15 protein-coding genes and 1 pseudogene are annotated in these 16,615 nt (G+C 68.9%); 8 read left to right on the plus strand and 8 right to left on the minus strand.

What is annotated here, in order from left to right; all coding sequences use genetic code 11:
• Positions 1-214: pseudogene (locus tag GBO37_RS17105) on the minus strand (dihydroorotase); the annotation flags it as partial.
• On the minus strand, positions 214-1,173 hold the full coding sequence (locus GBO37_RS17110) for an aspartate carbamoyltransferase catalytic subunit (RefSeq protein ID WP_045981080.1): 960 nt from the start codon (positions 1,171-1,173) through the stop codon (positions 214-216). The gene GBO37_RS17110 and the pseudogene GBO37_RS17105, both read right to left, overlap by 1 nt.
• Positions 1,174-1,343: 170 nt before the next feature.
• Here GBO37_RS17110 and GBO37_RS17115 point away from each other — a divergent pair, with 170 nt between their 5' ends.
• The 3 genes from GBO37_RS17115 to GBO37_RS17125 are packed head-to-tail and all read left to right on the plus strand — an operon-like array spanning position 1,344 to position 4,083.
• On the plus strand, positions 1,344-2,717 hold the full coding sequence (locus GBO37_RS17115) for an MATE family efflux transporter (RefSeq protein ID WP_046000005.1): 1,374 nt from the start codon (positions 1,344-1,346) through the stop codon (positions 2,715-2,717).
• Between the two features lie 26 nt (positions 2,718-2,743).
• Complete coding sequence (locus tag GBO37_RS17120; RefSeq protein WP_045981082.1) at positions 2,744-2,980, plus strand: Lrp/AsnC ligand binding domain-containing protein; 237 nt, start codon at positions 2,744-2,746, stop codon at positions 2,978-2,980.
• Positions 2,980-4,083, plus strand: coding sequence for a pyridoxal phosphate-dependent aminotransferase (locus tag GBO37_RS17125; protein WP_252930141.1), 1,104 nt, complete (start codon positions 2,980-2,982; stop codon positions 4,081-4,083). The genes GBO37_RS17120 and GBO37_RS17125 overlap by 1 nt, the downstream gene beginning before the upstream one ends.
• Here GBO37_RS17125 and GBO37_RS17130 read toward each other — a convergent pair.
• The 4 genes from GBO37_RS17130 to GBO37_RS17145 all read right to left on the minus strand — a co-directional run bounded on the left by GBO37_RS17130 (position 4,070) and on the right by GBO37_RS17145 (position 8,286).
• Positions 4,070-4,393: a DnaJ family domain-containing protein gene (locus GBO37_RS17130; RefSeq protein ID WP_252930142.1), complete on the minus strand. Its 324-nt coding sequence runs from the start codon at positions 4,391-4,393 to the stop codon at positions 4,070-4,072. The two genes, GBO37_RS17125 and GBO37_RS17130, sit on opposite strands and share 14 nt — an antisense overlap.
• 78 nt (positions 4,394-4,471) lie before the next feature.
• A complete protein-coding gene (locus GBO37_RS17135; protein WP_252930143.1) occupies positions 4,472-7,333 on the minus strand; it encodes a valine--tRNA ligase in 2,862 nt (953 codons plus the stop codon).
• Between the two features lie 102 nt (positions 7,334-7,435).
• Positions 7,436-7,786, minus strand: a complete 351-nt coding sequence (locus tag GBO37_RS17140; RefSeq protein WP_194886228.1) for a DUF1428 domain-containing protein — start codon at positions 7,784-7,786, stop codon at positions 7,436-7,438.
• Positions 7,787-7,854: 68 nt separating this feature from the next.
• A complete protein-coding gene (locus GBO37_RS17145) occupies positions 7,855-8,286 on the minus strand; it encodes an Lrp/AsnC family transcriptional regulator (RefSeq protein ID WP_252930144.1) in 432 nt (143 codons plus the stop codon).
• Between the two features lie 165 nt (positions 8,287-8,451).
• On the opposite strand from GBO37_RS17145, the gene GBO37_RS17150 reads away from it, so the two are divergent.
• Positions 8,452-9,606 (plus strand): type III PLP-dependent enzyme, encoded by a 1,155-nt coding sequence (locus GBO37_RS17150; RefSeq protein WP_252930145.1) that lies wholly within the window; start codon positions 8,452-8,454, stop codon positions 9,604-9,606.
• A gap of 35 nt (positions 9,607-9,641) precedes the next feature.
• Positions 9,642-10,718: a DUF2235 domain-containing protein gene (locus tag GBO37_RS17155; RefSeq protein ID WP_252930147.1), complete on the plus strand. Its 1,077-nt coding sequence runs from the start codon at positions 9,642-9,644 to the stop codon at positions 10,716-10,718.
• Positions 10,719-10,725: 7 nt separating this feature from the next.
• Here the strand turns inward: GBO37_RS17155 and metF are convergent, their stop codons facing one another.
• Positions 10,726-11,598: a methylenetetrahydrofolate reductase [NAD(P)H] gene (metF, locus tag GBO37_RS17160; protein ID WP_045981089.1), complete on the minus strand. Its 873-nt coding sequence runs from the start codon at positions 11,596-11,598 to the stop codon at positions 10,726-10,728.
• A gap of 92 nt (positions 11,599-11,690) precedes the next feature.
• On the opposite strand from metF, the gene GBO37_RS17165 reads away from it, so the two are divergent.
• The 3 genes from GBO37_RS17165 to GBO37_RS17175 all read left to right on the plus strand — a co-directional run bounded on the left by GBO37_RS17165 (position 11,691) and on the right by GBO37_RS17175 (position 14,520).
• Positions 11,691-12,605, plus strand: coding sequence for a LysR family transcriptional regulator (locus tag GBO37_RS17165; RefSeq protein WP_252930148.1), 915 nt, complete (start codon positions 11,691-11,693; stop codon positions 12,603-12,605).
• Positions 12,606-12,678: 73 nt separating this feature from the next.
• Positions 12,679-13,467: an inositol monophosphatase family protein gene (locus tag GBO37_RS17170; RefSeq protein ID WP_045981091.1), complete on the plus strand. Its 789-nt coding sequence runs from the start codon at positions 12,679-12,681 to the stop codon at positions 13,465-13,467.
• A gap of 99 nt (positions 13,468-13,566) precedes the next feature.
• On the plus strand, positions 13,567-14,520 hold the full coding sequence (locus GBO37_RS17175) for a DMT family transporter (protein ID WP_252930149.1): 954 nt from the start codon (positions 13,567-13,569) through the stop codon (positions 14,518-14,520).
• On the opposite strand, the gene GBO37_RS17180 is transcribed toward GBO37_RS17175, so the two are convergent.
• The gene (locus tag GBO37_RS17180) at positions 14,486-16,549 is read right to left on the minus strand and encodes a lytic transglycosylase domain-containing protein (RefSeq protein ID WP_252930150.1); all 2,064 of its coding nucleotides are present in this window, start codon (positions 16,547-16,549) and stop codon (positions 14,486-14,488) included. The two genes, GBO37_RS17175 and GBO37_RS17180, sit on opposite strands and share 35 nt — an antisense overlap.
• Positions 16,550-16,615: the final 66 nt, after the last annotated feature.

Here is a 16,615-nt window from a genome sequence, read left to right on the forward strand (position 1 = left end):
GGCGTTCGCCCGGTTCGCCGATCTTGACGCCCCAGTCGATCAGGCCGGGCGCCAGCGCGCGGCCGCGACAGTCGATGACGGTGGCGCCTTCGGGGGCGGCTTCCTCGGGCGCGCCGCGTCCGGCGATGCGACCGTCAGTGACGCGCAGGCTGCCGATGTCGTCGGTCTGGGCCTCGGGATCGATCAGGCGGGCGTTGCGGAAGATCAGGTCCATCACGATTCTCCGGCGGCGGCGCGGCCACGGCTGGCGCGCAGGTTGCGGGCCAGCAGGTCCAGGGCGGCCATGCGGACGGCGACGCCCATCTCGACCTGGTCCTGGATGACGCTGCGGTTGATGTCGTCCGCGATGGTGCCGTCGATCTCGACCCCGCGGTTCATGGGACCTGGATGCATGACGATCGCGTCGGGCGCGGCCAGGGCCAGCTTTTCCGCATCCAGCCCGAAGCGGTGGAAGTATTCGCGTTCGGACGGGATGAAGCCGCCATCCATCCGCTCCTTCTGCAGGCGCAGCATCATGACGACATCGGCGCCGCGCAGCCCCTCGCGCATGTCCTCGTACAGCTCGACCCCCATGTCCGCCACGCCGGCGGGCATCAGCGTCGCGGGGCCGATCAGGCGGATGCGGTTCTCCATCTTGCCCAGCAGGATCAGGTTCGACCGGGCCACCCGGCTGTGGGCGATGTCGCCGCAGATGGCGATGGTCAGCCGCTGCAGCCGCCCCTTGGCGCGGCGGATGGTCAGCGCGTCCAGCAGGGCCTGGGTCGGATGCTCGTGCCGCCCGTCGCCCGCGTTGATGACCGCGCAGTTCACCTTTTCCGCCAGCAGGTTCACCGCGCCGGAATGCGGGTGGCGCACTACCAGTAGGTCGGGCTGCATCGCGTTCAGCGTCAGCGCCGTGTCGATCAGCGTCTCGCCCTTCTTCACCGACGACTGCGCGACGGCCATGTTCATCACGTCCGCGCCCAACCGCTTGCCTGCCAGTTCGAAGCTGGCCTGGGTGCGGGTCGAGTTCTCGAAGAACATGTTGATCTGGGTCATGCCGGCCAGCGCATCGGAATGCTTGACCGTGCGACGGTTCAGGCTGACGTAATCCTCGGACAGATCCAACAGCGATACGATCTCGTCGGGCTTGAGATGGTCGATGCCCAGAAGATGGCGGGCGCGAAAGCTCATCGGGGGCCTCCTGGGGTCGGTGTTCGCGCGATCTATCGCAGATGGGGGCAGGGGCGGCAAGCCGCGCGGACCCGCCCCGCCGCCGCCTTTCCGCCGATGCGGCGCGAAATGTTGCAGGGCGTGCAATGCCGCCCCTTGCCGCATTTTGCGGCTGCGGATATGGCAGGACGATGCACAGCCGATACCGCCCCCATGTTCTTGCGACCCTGTCGTTGGGCCTGCCGCTGATCGGCAGCCACCTGGCGCGCATGGCCATCGGCGTGGGCGACACGGTCATGGTCGGCTGGTACGGGGTCGAGCCGCTGGCCGCCCTGGTCATCGCGACCAGCTTCTTCCACATCCTGTTCTTTCTGGGCATGGGCTTCGGCATCGGCGTGCTGGGCCTGATCGCCGCCCATGTCGCCGCCGGCCGAGAGACCGAGGTCCGCCGCGGGGCCCGGATGGCGCTGTGGCTGTCGGCCGGCTATGCCCTGGCCGTGATGCCGCTGATGTGGTGGTCCGAACCGATCCTGCAGGCGCTGGGCCAGACCGACACGGTCAGCGCGCTGGCGCAGGATTACCTGCGCATCGCGGGCTGGGGCCTAGCGGTGGTCCTGGGCCAGCTGACCCTGTCGTCCTATCTGGCCGCGCTGGAGCGGACGCAGGTCGTCATGTGGGTCACCCTGGCCGGGCTGCCGCTGAACCTGGCGCTGAACTGGGTGCTGATCTTCGGCAACCTGGGCGCGCCCGAACTGGGCGTGCGCGGCGCCGCCATCGCCAGCGTCACCGTCCAGGTGGTCCAGCTGCTGGCCCTGATCGCCTATGCGGGCTGGGTGCCCGTCGCGCGCAAGTACAACCTGTTCCAGCGCTTCTGGCGCCCCGACTGGCAGGCCATGCGCCAGATCGCGCGGATCGGCTGGCCCATCGGCCTGACCATGGTGGCCGAGGGCGGGCTGTTCGTCGCCTCGAACATCATGATGGGCTGGATCGGGACGCCCCAGCTGGCCGCCCACGGCATCGCGCTGCAGATCACCTCGATCACCTTCATGGCGCATCTGGGGCTGTCCAACGCCGCGACCGTCCGGGTGGGCCAGGCCAAGGGCCGCGGCGATCGCGCCTGGATGCGCGATGCGGCGGTCACGGTCGTGTGGATGTCGCTGGCCTTTGCCGCCGTGGCCATCATGCTGTACCTGCTGTTCGCCGAACAGCTGGTGCGGTTGTATCTGGACCCGACCGATCCGCAGGCCCCGCAGATCGTCGCGCTTGGCGCGATGCTGCTGATGTATGCCGCGCTGTTCCAGCTGACCGATGCGTTCCAGGTGATCGCCCTGGGCTTCCTGCGCGGGGTCCAGGACACGCAGGTGCCGATGTGGATCGCGGGCTTCAGCTATTGGGTCGTGGGCATGCCGGTGGCCTGGGCGCTTGCCTTTCCCCTGGGCTTCGGCCCCGCGGGCCTGTGGCTGGGCCTGTGCGTCGGGTTGACCTTTGCCGCGGTGCTGCTGATGCGGCGGTTCTGGCGCGGCCACGCGCGCGGGGACTGGACCCGCGCCGCGGCCACGGTCTAACCTTGCCCCCAAACAGGAGCTTTTTCATGCGCGCCGTCTTCGTCCAGTTCCGCTGCGAGCCCGGCAGGACCTATCAGGTCGCCGAGGCCATCTACGACCGCGAGGTCGTCAGCGAGCTTTATTCCACCTCCGGCGATTTCGACCTGATCGCCAAGGTCTACATCCCCGAGGACCAGGATGTCGGCCGCTTCCTGTCGGACCGGCTGTTCGACATCCCCCATATCAGCCGCACCCTGACCACCATGACCTTTCGCGCGTTCTGATGCCGCCCTTTGCACCCCTGGTGGCGGGCCTGCCCGCGACCGTGCCCTTTGTCGGCCCCGAAACCCTGGAACGCCGCCGCGGCATGCCCTTCGCCGCCCGCCTTGGCGCGAACGAGAGCGCGTTCGGACCCAGCCCGCTGGCCGCCCGCGCCATGCGCGAGGCCGTGGGCCAGGTCTGGAAATACGGCGACGCGCCCAGCTTTGATCTGTCCCACGCGCTGGCGGCCCATCACCGCACCACCCCGGACAGCATCATGGTCGGAGAGGGCATCGACGGCCTGCTGGGCAACCTGGTGCGGATGATGGTCGCGCCGGGCGATGCGGTGGTCACCTCGGACGGGGCCTATCCGACCTTCAACTATCACGTCGCGGGCTTCGGTGGGGTGCTGCACAAGGTCCCCTATCGCGACAATGCCGAAGATCCCGACGCCCTGGTCGCGCGCGCCCATGCCACCGGCGCGCGGCTGCTTTATCTGGCCAATCCCGACAATCCGATGGGCACCTGGCACGACGGCACGGTGATCGCGGCGATGCTGGACCGGCTGCCGGCCGACTGCCTGCTGGTGCTGGACCAGGCCTATGCGGAATTCGCGCCGGCCTCGGCCATTCCCGACATCGCGGCGGACGATCCGCGGGTGATCCGCATGCGGACCTTCTCCAAGGCCTATGGCCTGGCCGGCGCGCGCATCGGCTATGCGATCGGCGCGCCGGACCTGATCGCGGGCTTTGACCGGGTGCGCAACCATTTCGGGGTGAACCGCATCGCCCAGGCCGGGGCGCTGGCCGCGCTGGCCGACCAGGGCTGGCTGGCCCATGTCGTGGCCGAGGTTCAGGCCGCCCGGCTGCGCATCGCCGATATCGGCGCCGCCAGCGGCCTGACCGCGCTGCCCTCGGCCACGAATTTCGTATCGCTGGATACCCATCGCGATGGCGACTTCGCCCGCGCCCTGATCGCCGCACTGGAGCGCGAGGGCGTCTTCGCCCGCATGCCGGGTGTCGCCCCCCTGGACCGTTGCATCCGCATCAGCGCCGCACCGATCCACGAACTGGACGTGTTCGAGGACGCGCTGCCCCGCGCGCTGGCCGCCCTCAGTCCCGCATGAAGCGGCGTCGGGCCTCCTCGGCGATGGCCTGACGCATCTGCAGCCGCGCGATCTCGGCCAGCAGGGCCGCGCGCTCGGGGCCCTCGGGCAGGTCGGACAGGCGGGCCTGCGCGGCGATCACCTGCTTCTTCAGCACGATCTCCTGCGGCAGCACACCCGCCTGCGCCATGATCCGGAATCCCGCCGCCGTCGCATCCGTCTCAACGGGCCGGTCGGGCAGGGGCCTGCCCTCGCCCTCAATCCCCGTCAGCTTGCCCTCGGCGCGGGCCTTCAGCATCATCCGTTCGGCGATCCGCTCCAGCCAGCCCATCCGCGCCTCCCTTGTGACTCTCTCTTGCCGGAAGACCCTTGGCCCAGCCAGCCCGACGGGGCAGGCCGGGCCGCAGGCTTACATCGCCGCCAACTGCGCCAGCGCGGCCTGCAGGCGGGCAATGTCGTCCTCCAGCGCGGCCAGCTTGCCGGTGGTCTCCTCGATCACCTCGGCATCGGCATTCTCGACGAACTTGGGGTTCGACAGGCGCTTGGACAGGCCGTCGGCATCCTTGCGCAGCTTGGCCTCCGCCTTCTGTAGGCGCGCGGTCTCGGCCGCCACGTCGATCACGTCGCCGATGGGCAGCGCGAAGCTGGCCCCCTGAACAGACACGGCGATCATCCCCTTGCCGGCGACCCCGTCGGCGGCCGGGTTCACCCGCGCCAGCCGCTCGATCAGCGGACCGTTGGCGGCCAGCGCCGCCCGGGCGGCCGCGTCTGCCTCGGTCACGACCAGGTCCAGCTTGGCGCCCGCCGGCACGCCCATCTGCGCCCGCGCGGACCGCACGCCTTCGATCAGCGCGATGACCCAGTTCATCTGCCGGTCGGCCTCTGCGTCGATCAGGTCCGCGCCCAGTTCGGGCCAGTCGCCATGGACCAGCATGCGGTCGCGGTCCCCGGTCAGCGCCCACAGCTCCTCGGTGACGAAGGGCATGATCGGGTGCAGCATGGCGAAGCACTGATCCAGCACCCAGCCCATCGTGGCCCGCGTCTCCTCCGCATGGTCGCCGTCGAACAGCGGCTTGGCGAATTCGACATACCAGTCGCAGACCTTGCCCCAGACAAAGGCGTAAAGCCCCGTCGCCGCATCGTTGAAGCGATAGGCGGCCAGCGCCTCGTCGACAGCCATCAGGATGCGCGCCGTCTCTCCGATGATCCAGCGGTTGACGGTATGGGCGGGCTGCGGACGCGCGCCGCCGCCCCGCACGCCGTTCATCTCCGCGAAACGGGTGGCGTTCCAGATCTTGGTGACGAAGTTGCGGTTCACCTCGACGGCCTTGGGCCCCAGCTTGGGGTCGCGCCCCATCGCCGCCATGCTGGTCAGCGTGAATCGCAGCGCATCCGCACCGTAAGCATCCACCAGCGTCAGCGGGTCGATGACGTTGCCCTTTGACTTGGACATCTTGGCGCCCTTCTCGTCGCGCACCAGCCCGTGGACATAGACGGTCCTGAACGGCACATCGCCCACGACCTCCAGCTGCATCATCATCATCCGGGCGACCCAGAAGAAGATGATGTCGAAGCCCGTGACCAGCACGTCGGTCGGGAAATACCGCTCCAGCTCGGGCGTCTTCTCGGGCCAGCCAAGCGTCCCGATGGGCCAGAGGCCGCTGCTGAACCAGGTGTCCAGCACGTCCGGGTCGCGGGTCAGCGCCTTGCCCGGCGCCATGGCCTTCGCCTCGGCCTCGGTGGCGGCGCAATACTGGTTGCCCTCCGCGTCATACCAAACCGGGATCTGGTGGCCCCACCACAGCTGGCGGCTGATGGTCCAGGGCTCGATGTTCTCGAGCCAGTTGAAATAGACCTTCTTATGCTGCTCGGGCAGGATCTCGGTCCGACCCGACCGCACGGCCTCCAGCGCGGGCTCGACGATGCGGGCGGTGTCCACGAACCACTGGTCGGTCAACATCGGCTCGATCACCACGCCGGACCGGTCGCCGAAGGGCTGCATGATGGGCTTCGCCTCGACCACCGGGCGACGCTCCAGATGCTCGGCGCCGGTCTCGGGCTCGATCTCCTTGTGCAGATAGGTGACGGCCAGGCCCTCGGCGGTGACCTGGGCGATCACGCGCTTGCGGGCCTCCAGCCGGTCCAGACCGCGCAGGTCCTCGGGGACCAGGTTCACGGCGCCCACATCGCCCACATCCTCGCCTTGCGCGGCGCGGGTCGCGATGGCGGCGCTCTCGGCATAGGACAGGCCGTCGGCGCGCATCTGCGCCTTGCCGTCCATCAGCGCATAGAGCGGGATGCCGTTGCGCATCGCGACGCCGTAATCGTTGAAATCATGCGCGCCGGTGATCTTGACCGCGCCCGAGCCGAAATCGGGATCGGGGTATTCGTCGGTGATGATCGGGATCAGGCGGCGGTGTTCCTTGGGGCCGACGGGGATCTCGACCAGCTTGCCGACGATCGGGGCATAGCGCGCATCCGACGGATGCACGGCCACCGCGCCGTCGCCCAGCATCGTCTCGGGGCGGGTCGTGGCGATGCTGATATAGTCGCGCGTCTCGCGCAGGGTCACGCGGCCGTCTTCGTCGCGTTCCACGTATTCATAGGTCTCACCACCGGCCAGCGGATACTTGAAGTGCCACATGTGGCCCGGAACCTCGCGGTTCTCGACCTCCAGATCGCTGATCGCGGTCTCGAAATGCGGGTCCCAGTTCACCAGCCGCTTGCCGCGATAGATGATGCCCTTGTTGTGAAGGTCCACGAAGACCCGGATCACCGCGTCGTGGAAATTGCCCTCCTCGCCCGCGGGGGCGCCGGGGGCGCCGGACATGGTGAAGGCGTTCCGCGACCAGTCCGCGCTGGCGCCAAGGCGCTTCAGCTGGTTGATGATCGTGTCGCCGGATTCCCGCTTCCAGTCCCAGATCTTGGCGGTGAAGGCCTCGCGCCCGATCTCGCGCCGGCCGGGTTCGCCCCGTTCGGCCATGCGGCGTTCGACGACCATCTGGGTGGCGATGCCCGCATGGTCCTGACCCGGCTGCCACAGCGTGTCAAAGCCCCGCATCCGGTGCCAGCGGACCAGGATGTCCTGCAGCGTGTTGTTCAGCGCGTGGCCGATATGCAGGCTGCCGGTGACGTTGGGGGGCGGGATCATCACGGTGAAGGTTTCCGACCGCCGGGCATTGGCCCCGGCGGCAAAGGCGTTCCGGCGTTCCCATTCGGCCGCGATCCGGGCCTCGGCATCCGCCGCGTCAAAGCTTTTGTCCATCGTCATCGCATCACCCCATCTGTTGCAGCGGGATTAGCGAATGCGGGGCCAAAGGCCAAGCCCGTCGGCACCGGGCATGTCATCCGGGGCGGTTCGCGGCCGGGCCCGTCAGCGCAGGTCCACGATGGGGGCAAAGCCGCCCCAGAACATGCGCGCGCCGTCAAAGGGCATGTCGGCCATGTCGGGGTGGTCCTCGGTCATCATCGCGGCCCATGCGGCATCCGCGGTGGCGCGGTCGGGCCATTCGATCCAGGACAGCACAGGCACCTCGTCGCCGGTGGCCTCGGTCGCGCGATAGAAATCGGTGCGCTTGCCGTGGGGCACGTCCTCGCCCCAGCATTCGACCAGCCGCAGCGCGCCGTGACGCTTGAACGCCGGCCAGGCCCTGGTCGCGTGATCGGCATAGTCGTCGCGCTTGTCCGCGGGCACGGCCAGCACGAAGCCGGAATAATAGCTCATCGCATCCTCCCTTGCGTCGGTGGGCACAGTGTCCGCCCACAGGAGATTCGAGGCAACAGGCGTCGCGCCTAGACGGCGCGATCCAGCTTGGTCGCCAGGTGGATCAGGCTTTCGGACGACCGCACGCCCTCGATCCCGCCGATGCGGTCCAGCGTCTCGTCCAGTTCGGTCGTCGAGGCGGTGGCCAGCTGCAGCAGCAGGTCGACCCGGCCGCTGGTGGTGTGCACACGCTCGACCTGGGGCAGGGACTTGAGCCGCGACAGCACGGCGGGCTGGGCGCGGGGCTCGATGCCCAGCAGGACGGTGGCGCGGATGCGGGCCCCGCGCGCGGCCTCTCCCAGGCGCAGCGTGTATCCGGCGATGGCGCCGGTGCTCTCCAGCCGCTCCAGCCGGGCCTGCACGGTCGAACGCGCGACGCGCAGGCGGCGGGCCAGCACCGCCACCGACATGCGCGCGTCGCCCGACAGCTGCGCCAGAATGTTGCGATCCAGATCGTCCAAAGCCGCGCCTGCCTGCCTGTTTCGTCAAAATGACATGAACTGCGTCATAATAACCGGGATGACATGCGATTCTAGCCTTTTCATCGGTGAAATCGGAACTCAAAAGCGCCATTCCGGGTTGCAGGACCGCAACCCATCATCCAGCCTCGTGCGAAAGGAACCGCAATGGGACAACAGAAGACCGTCTGGGAAAATCCGGCCGAGGTCATCCGACATCTGGCCCCGGAACATCCGGTCATGGTCTTCGCGCCGACAGTCTTGCAGGACCGTGCGCGGCAATTCATCGACGGCTTTCCGGGGCTGGTGACCTATGCGGTCAAGTCCAACCCCGACGAGGCCGTGATTCAGAACCTTGTCGCCGCCGGCATCCGCGGTTTCGACGTGGCCTCGCCCTTCGAGATCGACCTGATCGGCCGCATGGCGCCGCATGCTGCGCGCCATTACCACAATCCCGTCCGCGCAAGGTCCGAGATCGCGCACGGCGTGTCCCAGAACATCCGCGCCTGGTCCGTGGACAGCCGGTCCGAACTGGACAAGCTGTTCGATCAGGTGCCGACCCAGGTCGACGGCAAGGGGGTCGAGATATCGCCCCGCTTCAAGCTGCCGGTGCTGGGCGCGGCCTATGACTTCGGCTCCAAGTTCGGCGCATCGCCCGAACTGGCGGCCGAGCTGCTGGCAGAGGTCGCGCGCCGTGGATACGTCCCGTCGCTGACCTTCCATCCGGGCACGCAATGCACCGATCCGATCGCATGGGAAAGCTATATCCGCGTGTCCAAGGACATCTGCGACATGGCGGGCGTGCGCGCGGTGCGCCTGAACGTGGGCGGCGGTTTCCCCTCGCACCGCGTCGTCGGCGTCGAGCCCGACCTGACCTCGATCTTCCAGGAGATCTCCGACACCGTGACCGAGATGTTCGGCACCGACGCGCCCGACCTGGTCTGCGAACCGGGACGCGGCATCGTGGCCGATGCCTATGCTCTGATCACCCGGGTCAAGGGCGTGCGCGACGGCGGCCACGTGTTCCTGAACGACGGCGTCTATGGCGGCCTGGCCGAGCTGCCGATCATCGGCAACATCGACCGCATCGAGGTCCTGACTCCCAAGGGCACCCCGCGCGTGGGCGAGGCCGGTGGCCGCGTCATCTTTGGCCCGACCTGCGATTCGGTCGACCGCCTGCCGGGTGAACTGGCCCTGCCGGACACGATCCAGGAAGGCGATTTCGTGATCTTCCACGGCGCGGGCGCCTATTCGACGGTCACGAACACGCGATTCAACGGTTTCGGCGCCATGACCAACGCGACCGTGATGCGCCTGTCGTAACGGTTTGCTCATGCCCCCATGCTAGGCTTGGGGGCATGAGCGTGACCAGACCACCCACCATCCATGTCGTGCTGATGGACGGCACCTTCGCGTCGCTGGCCGATGGCAGGCGCAGTTCCATCGGCCGCATCCACCGCCTGCTGACGGGCCAGCTGGGCGCCCTGCCGCCCGGACGCATTCGCGTCCATTACGGCATGGGACAGCAATGGGCCCGATGGCGCACGCTGCCCGACCTGGTCATGGGCCGCATCCTGGAAACTCGCATCACCGATGCCTATGGCTGGCTGGCCAGCGGCTATCGCCCCGGCGACCGGATCTTCATGCTGGGCTATTCCCGCGGGGCCTTCGCGATCCGCAGCCTGGCGGGGATGATCAGCCGCGTGGGCCTGCTGCAGGCGCAGGCGGCGACCGAACGCCACATCCGGCTGGCCTGGCGCTATTACCACCAGGGGGGCACGCCGCAGGCGATGGCCGCCTTCCGGCGCAGGCGCTGTCATGCGCAAGCGCCGATCCGCATGGTCGGTTGTTTTGACACGGTGATGGCCCTGGGCCTGCGGCTGCCGGTGCTGTGGATGCTGACAGAGCCGCGGTTCCGCTTTCACGACGCGCATCTGGGGCAGGGAATCGAGCACGGGTTCCAGGCCCTGGCCCTGGATGAGACCCGCGCCGCCTTTGCGCCGCTGCTGTGGGACGATGCCCATGCGGCGGGCCGGATCGAGCAGATGTGGTTTCGCGGCGCGCATCCCGACATCGGCGGACAGCTGTCCGGGTTCGAGATGTCGCGGCCCTTGGCGAACATCCCGCTGGTCTGGATGCTGGATCGGGCCGAACAGGTCGGCCTGCCGTTGCCGCCTGGATGGCGGGGGCTGTTTCCGGGAGATGCCGCGGCGCCGTCGATCGGGTCGTGGCGCAACTGGGGCAAGGCGTTCCTGGCGCGCACGCCCCGCCTTGCCGGCCGCTACATGACCGAGGCGCTGCATCCGACGGTGCCAAGACCCGTTGCCGGGCCGGCCCGCCTGACCGGACACCTGACTGCGCACCGCCCGCCGCGTCGCAGATCGCCCGCCACCATCGCCGCGCGCTGGCGCCGCCCGCCCGTCGATCCCGCCTAAGGGGTGGTCAGGCCACGGCCTCCAGCCCGGCCTTGGGGCGCACGCCCAAGGCGGCGCAGACGTCGCGGGTCAGTTCGGGACGGTTCAGCGTATAGAAATGCAGCTGGTCCACGCCGCCCGCGATCAGCTTTTCGCACAGGTCCACCGACAGGTCGGTCGCAAGCGCACGCTGTGCGTCGGGGCCGTCCAGGGCCGCAAGCTGGAACGCCTCCTCGGCCCAGTCCGGGACGGTGGTGTTGCAGGTCGCGGCGAACCGCTTGGTCCCGGCCCAGCTTTGGACCGGCAGCAGGCCGGGGATGATCGGCGCGTCGATGCCGGCCGCGACGCATTTGTCGCGAAAGCGGAAAAAGGTTTCGGGCTCGAAGAAGAACTGCGTGATGGCGCTGGTGGCCCCGGCCTCGATCTTGCGCTTCAGCCAGGTCACGTCGGCATCGCCATCGGCGCTGTCCGGGTGCGGTTCGGGATAGGCGCCGCAGCGGATCGTCATGTCGCCGCGCGCGGCGATCGCCTCGATCAGTTCGACCGAATTGGCAAAGCCGTCGTCATGCGGGGTGAAGCGGTCGGCCCCCTTGGGCGCATCGCCGCGCAGTGCCACGATCTGGGTGATCCCGGCATCGGCATAGGACTGCACGATCTCCATCGTCTCGGCGCGGGTGGCCTCGACGCAGGTCAGATGCGCCGCGACCTGCAACCCGAACTGGCGGTTGATCGTGGTCACGGCCTCATGGGTCAGCTTGCGGGTCGTGCCGCCGGCGCCATAGGTGACCGACACGAAATCGGGGGCCAGCGGGGCCAGCACCTTGGCGGTCTCCCACAGCTTGAACGAGGCTTCCAGCGTCTTGGGCGGGAAGAACTCAAAGCTGACGTTCGGCGTGGTCATGGCGAATCCCTTCGTGTTGGCGGCTCTTGTGCCATGAGGCGCGGCGTGAGACAAATTCATAATCTTCAACATCAACGTGAGGGCGTTTCATCATGCATCTGGAACTGCGCCATCTGCGCACCGTGCATGCGATCCACGAACAGGGCGGCCTGGCCCGCGCCGCCGAGGTGCTGAACATCACGCAGAGCGCGCTGTCCCACCAGGTCAAGGCGCTGGAGGAGCAGTCGGGTGCCCAGCTGTTCGTGCGTCGCGCCAAGCCCATGCGCCTGTCCGCCGCGGGCATGCGCCTGCTGCGCCTGGCCGAACAGGTCCTGCCCCTGGTCGAGGCGACCGAGGCAGAGTTCAAGGGCGTCGAGGCCGGGCGCATCGGCCGGCTGCACATCGCGATGGAATGCCACGCCTGCTTTGACTGGCTGCTGCCGGTGCTGGACATCTTTCGCCGCGCCTGGCCCGACGTGGACGTGGACATCCGCCAGCGCCTGGCCTTTGGCGCGCTGCCCGCGCTGGTGCGCGAGGAGGTGGACCTGGTGATCTCCTCGGACCCCGAGGATCTGGCGGGCGTCACCTTTCAGCCGCTGTTCGACTATGCGCCGACCCTGGTCGTGCCGGCGGGCCATCCGCTGGCGGCCAAGGGCCATGCCGATCCCGCCGATCTGGCCGCCGAGACGCTGATCACCTATCCCATGGACCGCGCACGGCTGGACGTCTTCAGCCAGTTCCTGACGCCCGCGAACATCGAACCCGCGCGCCAGCGCACGGTCGAACTGACCGCGGTGGCGCTGATGCTGGTGGCATCGGGGCGGGGCGTCGCGGTCATGCCGGACTGGGTCCTGCGGCGCGAGGCCGCGAACCCGGAACTGGTGCTGCTGCCGCTGGGGCCGCAGGGGATCCGCCGCCGTCTGTACGCGGCGGTGCGGTCGGACGACCTGTCACAGCCCTACATGGCGCATGTGCTGCGCCTGTCGCGCACCGAACCCCTGCGGATGCTGCGCACCCCGTCCAGCTAGGCCGGCGCGTGATGCTTGGCTTTCCGCCGCGTCTGCCCTATGACGCGGCCAACCCCAATTCCCGGAGCACCCGATGGCAAGCGCCAATCTGAACGTGATGATCAAGGCCGCCCGCAAGGCGGGTCGCGCCCTCGTCAAGGATTTCCGCGAGGTCGAGAACCTTCAGGTCAGCGTCAAGGGCGCCGGCGATTTCGTCACCCGCGCCGACCGCGAGGCCGAACGCCTGATCAAGGAAGAGCTGATGACCGCCCGCCCCAGCTATGGCTGGCTGGGCGAGGAGACCGGCAAGACCGAGGGCGACGACCCCACCCGCCGCTGGATCGTGGACCCGCTGGATGGGACGACGAACTTCCTGCACGGCCTGCCGCACTGGGCCGTCTCCATCGCGCTGGAGCACAAGAAGGAGATCGTCGCCGCGGTCATCTTCGACGCCGCCAAGGACGAGATGTTCGTGGCCGAAAAGGGCACCGGCGCCTATATGAACGACCAGCGCCTGCGCGTGTCGGGCCGCACCAAGCTGTCCGAATCGGTGTTCTCGACCGGGATCCCGCATGCCGGGACCGGCCCGCTGCCAGCGATGATCCAGGATCTGGCCCAGCTGATGCCCGTCTGTGCGGGCGTGCGCGGTTTCGGGTCCGCGGCGCTGAACCTGGCCTATGTCGCCGGCGGCCGGTTCGACGGCTATTGGGAACGCGGCACGAAATCCTGGGACGTGGCCGCGGGCATCCTGATGGTGCGCGAGGCCGGCGGTTTCGTCCACGGCATCCGCGAGGGCGACGATCCGCTGGAATCGGGTCGTCTCATCGCGGCGAACCCCACCCTGCTGGACCCCTTCGCCAAGATCATCCGCGCCCGCGACTAGGCTGCAACAGGTCAGGGTTGCAGACCGTGCAACCCTGACCCTCGCTTGACCTTGCGGAATGGCGGGCGCAACAGGGGGCAACCCTGAAGGCGCCCGCTTATGTCCGACGACCGACCGACCCAGCCCTATGCCGCATCCGCCGCCGTCGCGGCGCCGCCCCCGGTTCCGCCGCAGGGGCAGGCCCCCGTCCGCGACCGCACCGGCCTTGCCATCGCCATGATGTGCGCGGTCAGCCTGATCTTCGCCTTCCAGGACGTGTTCTCTCGCATTCTGGGCGGGGGCTATCCGCCGGTGCTGATCGTGATGATCCGGTACTGGGTCTTTGCGCTGTTCGTGATCGCGCTGGTCGCACGCCAGCCGGGCGGGTTGAAACGCGCCATCCGCACGAAACGCCCCCTGACCCAAATCGCCCGCGGCGTGATCCTGGCGCTGGAGGTGCTGATCATGGTCGAGGCCTTCGTCCGCCTGGGCCTGATCGAGACGCATGCTGTCTTTTCCGTCTATCCGCTGCTGGTCGCGGCCCTGTCCGGGCCGGTCCTGGGCGAGGCGGTCGGATGGCGGCGCTGGACCGCCATCGCGGTGGGCTTTGCCGGGATCATCGTGATCCTGAACCCCGGCGGCGGGGTCATCAGCATGGCGGCGCTGCTGCCCTTTGCGGCGGCGCTGATGTTCGCGCTGTACGGCCTGCTGACGCGACACGTGTCGCGCGACGATCCGGCAATGGTCAGCTTTTTCTGGACCGGCGTGTCGGGGGCGGTGGCCATGACGCTGGTGGGCATCTGGGACTGGCAGTGGCTGGCACCGATGGACTGGGTCTGGATGGGCTGCCTGTGCGTCTGCGGCATGACCTCGCATTACCTGATGATCCGCAGCTATGAGCTGGCCGAGGCGTCGGCCTTGCAGCCCTTCGGCTATACGCAGCTGGTCTGGGTCAGCATCCTGGGCGTGGTCCTGTTCAACGAGAAGCTGCGCGCCAACGTGGTGATTGGGGCCGCGATCGTCGTCGCGGCAAGCCTGTTCACTCTGTGGCGACAGCGGATGCGGTCGCGCTGAACCAGCCTTCGGGCAGGCGCGGTCCGATGAAGGGCTTGGGCCGCGGCTTGGCCGACAGGGCCAGCGTCAGCCGCGCCGGCGGGGGCGGCACCGCACCGCCGCCCGACAGGTCCCACCGGGTGACGACCGGCGCGGGCGTGCCATGGATGCGCGCACGATAGATCGGCAGCGCCTCGGCCACGCGCATGACGTAATTGCGCGTCTCGTCGAAGGGGATCAGCTCGACCCAGTCCACGGGATCGGCATCGCGGCGCAGGTCGCCGAAATCGTTCAGCCAACGCGCGGACCGCCCCGGCCCGGCATTGTAGCCCGCCGCGATCAGCGCCACGGACGGGCCGAACCGGTCGGCCAGGTCGATCAGGTATTGCGACCCGATCCGCGCGTTGTAGCTGGCATCGCTGGACAGGCGCGCCAGGTCATAGGGCATGCCGATCTGGCGCGTGACCTGTTCGGCGGTGCCGGGCATCACCTGCATCAGCCCCTGCGCGCCGACGGGGCTGGAGGCCGTGTGGTTGAATTCGGATTCCTGGCGCGCGATGGCCATGACCAGTTCCGGGGGCGGGCCCAGATCCTCGCGCTCCAGCCCGGTCAGGGGGAAATGCGCGACGGGCCAGATCACGCCCTGGTTCGCCGACTGTTTGGCCAAGCGCAGCCCGTGCCAGGGGGTCCCGGCCTCGTACATCAGGCGCGCCATGCGGGCGATGTCGTCTGGGGCCGCGGTTTCCGCCAAGTGCAGCAGAAAGCGCTGCGCGTCGTCGCGCCGTCCGCTGGCGACCAGCCACAGGCCTGCGCGAAAGATCGGGTTCTCACGCAGCGCGCTGCCGCGCCAGTCGGGCAGGGTGTCGATGGCCGCGTCGGCCACGGCGTAATCGGCGGGCAGGGTGCGGCCGACCTTCTCCATCGCCAGTTGACCGTAATAGGTACCGGGCAGGTCGGCCGCCGCACCAAAGGCCGTGCGTGCGGCGGCATCGTCGCCCAGGGCCTCATGCGCGCGACCCTGCCAGTAGAAGGCGCGCGACTTGCTGATCGCGGCGCCGACGACGGTTTCCAGATGGTCGAAATGCGTCAGCGCGCGGGCCGCATCGCCGGTCTTCAACGCGGCAAAGCCCGCCAGCCATTCCAGGTCGGCGTAATGGCGGTTGTCGGGCGTCAGGAAATGCGGCGTGGCCAAGCGCAGCGCGCGGTCCCAGTCGCCGTTCCGCATGGCCAGCCGCGTGTAATCCACCCGCATCGACGCCCATCGCGCCGGAACGCGCAGCGCCTCCGCGCTGGTCGAGGATTCCAGCAGCAGGGCCTGGGCGCCCTCATGCTGCTTTGCGCCCACGCGCCAGTCGAAGCGGTCCATCGCCAGGCCCGGATCGGAGCGCAGGTCGGCAGGCAGCGCCAGGATCAGGTCGTCGACGCCGGCACGGCCCGCCTGCACGGCGATCCGGGCGCGGGGCAGGGGGCGGTCGGCCTCGGGCAGGCGGGGCAGCAGGCGTTCGGCCTGTGCCCATTCCCCCGCATCCAGCATCGCGGTGATGCGCGCGGGGATCAGCGGCAGCAGTTCGGGAAAGGCGGCCAGCAGGGCGGCCTCGTCCTCGGCCGGCAGGGGTTGCGTGGTGAAGAAGGCCTGGCGGGTCCGGGCGGCATCGGCGTCGGGCAGGATCGCGGTCAGCGCGTTCAGGCCGGCCCGCGTGGTGGGGCTGCGGCCGTCGAACCACAGGCGGATGTCGTCGGGATCGGCGCCGGGGCGCAGCCGCGTCTCTCCGCGCTGGATCAGCAGGTCAAGGCCGGGCCAGTCGGGATGGTTGCGCAGAAAGCCCGCGTAATCGGCAAAATCGCCGTGGCCTGCGCGCAGGGCGTGCCAGCCGACCAGCGCCTCGCCCAAGGGGCCTGCGGCGCGGGCGGCGTCACGGGCGGTCACCCAGTCCTGGACCTGGGTCGCGGCCAGGGCCAGCGCCATCGCGCCCGGATCCTCGGCCCGTGCGGGCAGAGCCAGGGACAGGGCCAGAAGGCCCGCCATCGTCATGTCACGCAGAAGTCGCATCACCACCCTGTGTCACCGTCAAACGCCCCGCGTGCAATTCACAACCTTGGCAAGTTCGCGGCCCTT

Source organism: Paracoccus sp. 08, assembly GCF_024105395.1.
Taxonomy (GTDB): Bacteria; Pseudomonadota; Alphaproteobacteria; order Rhodobacterales; family Rhodobacteraceae; genus Paracoccus; species Paracoccus marcusii.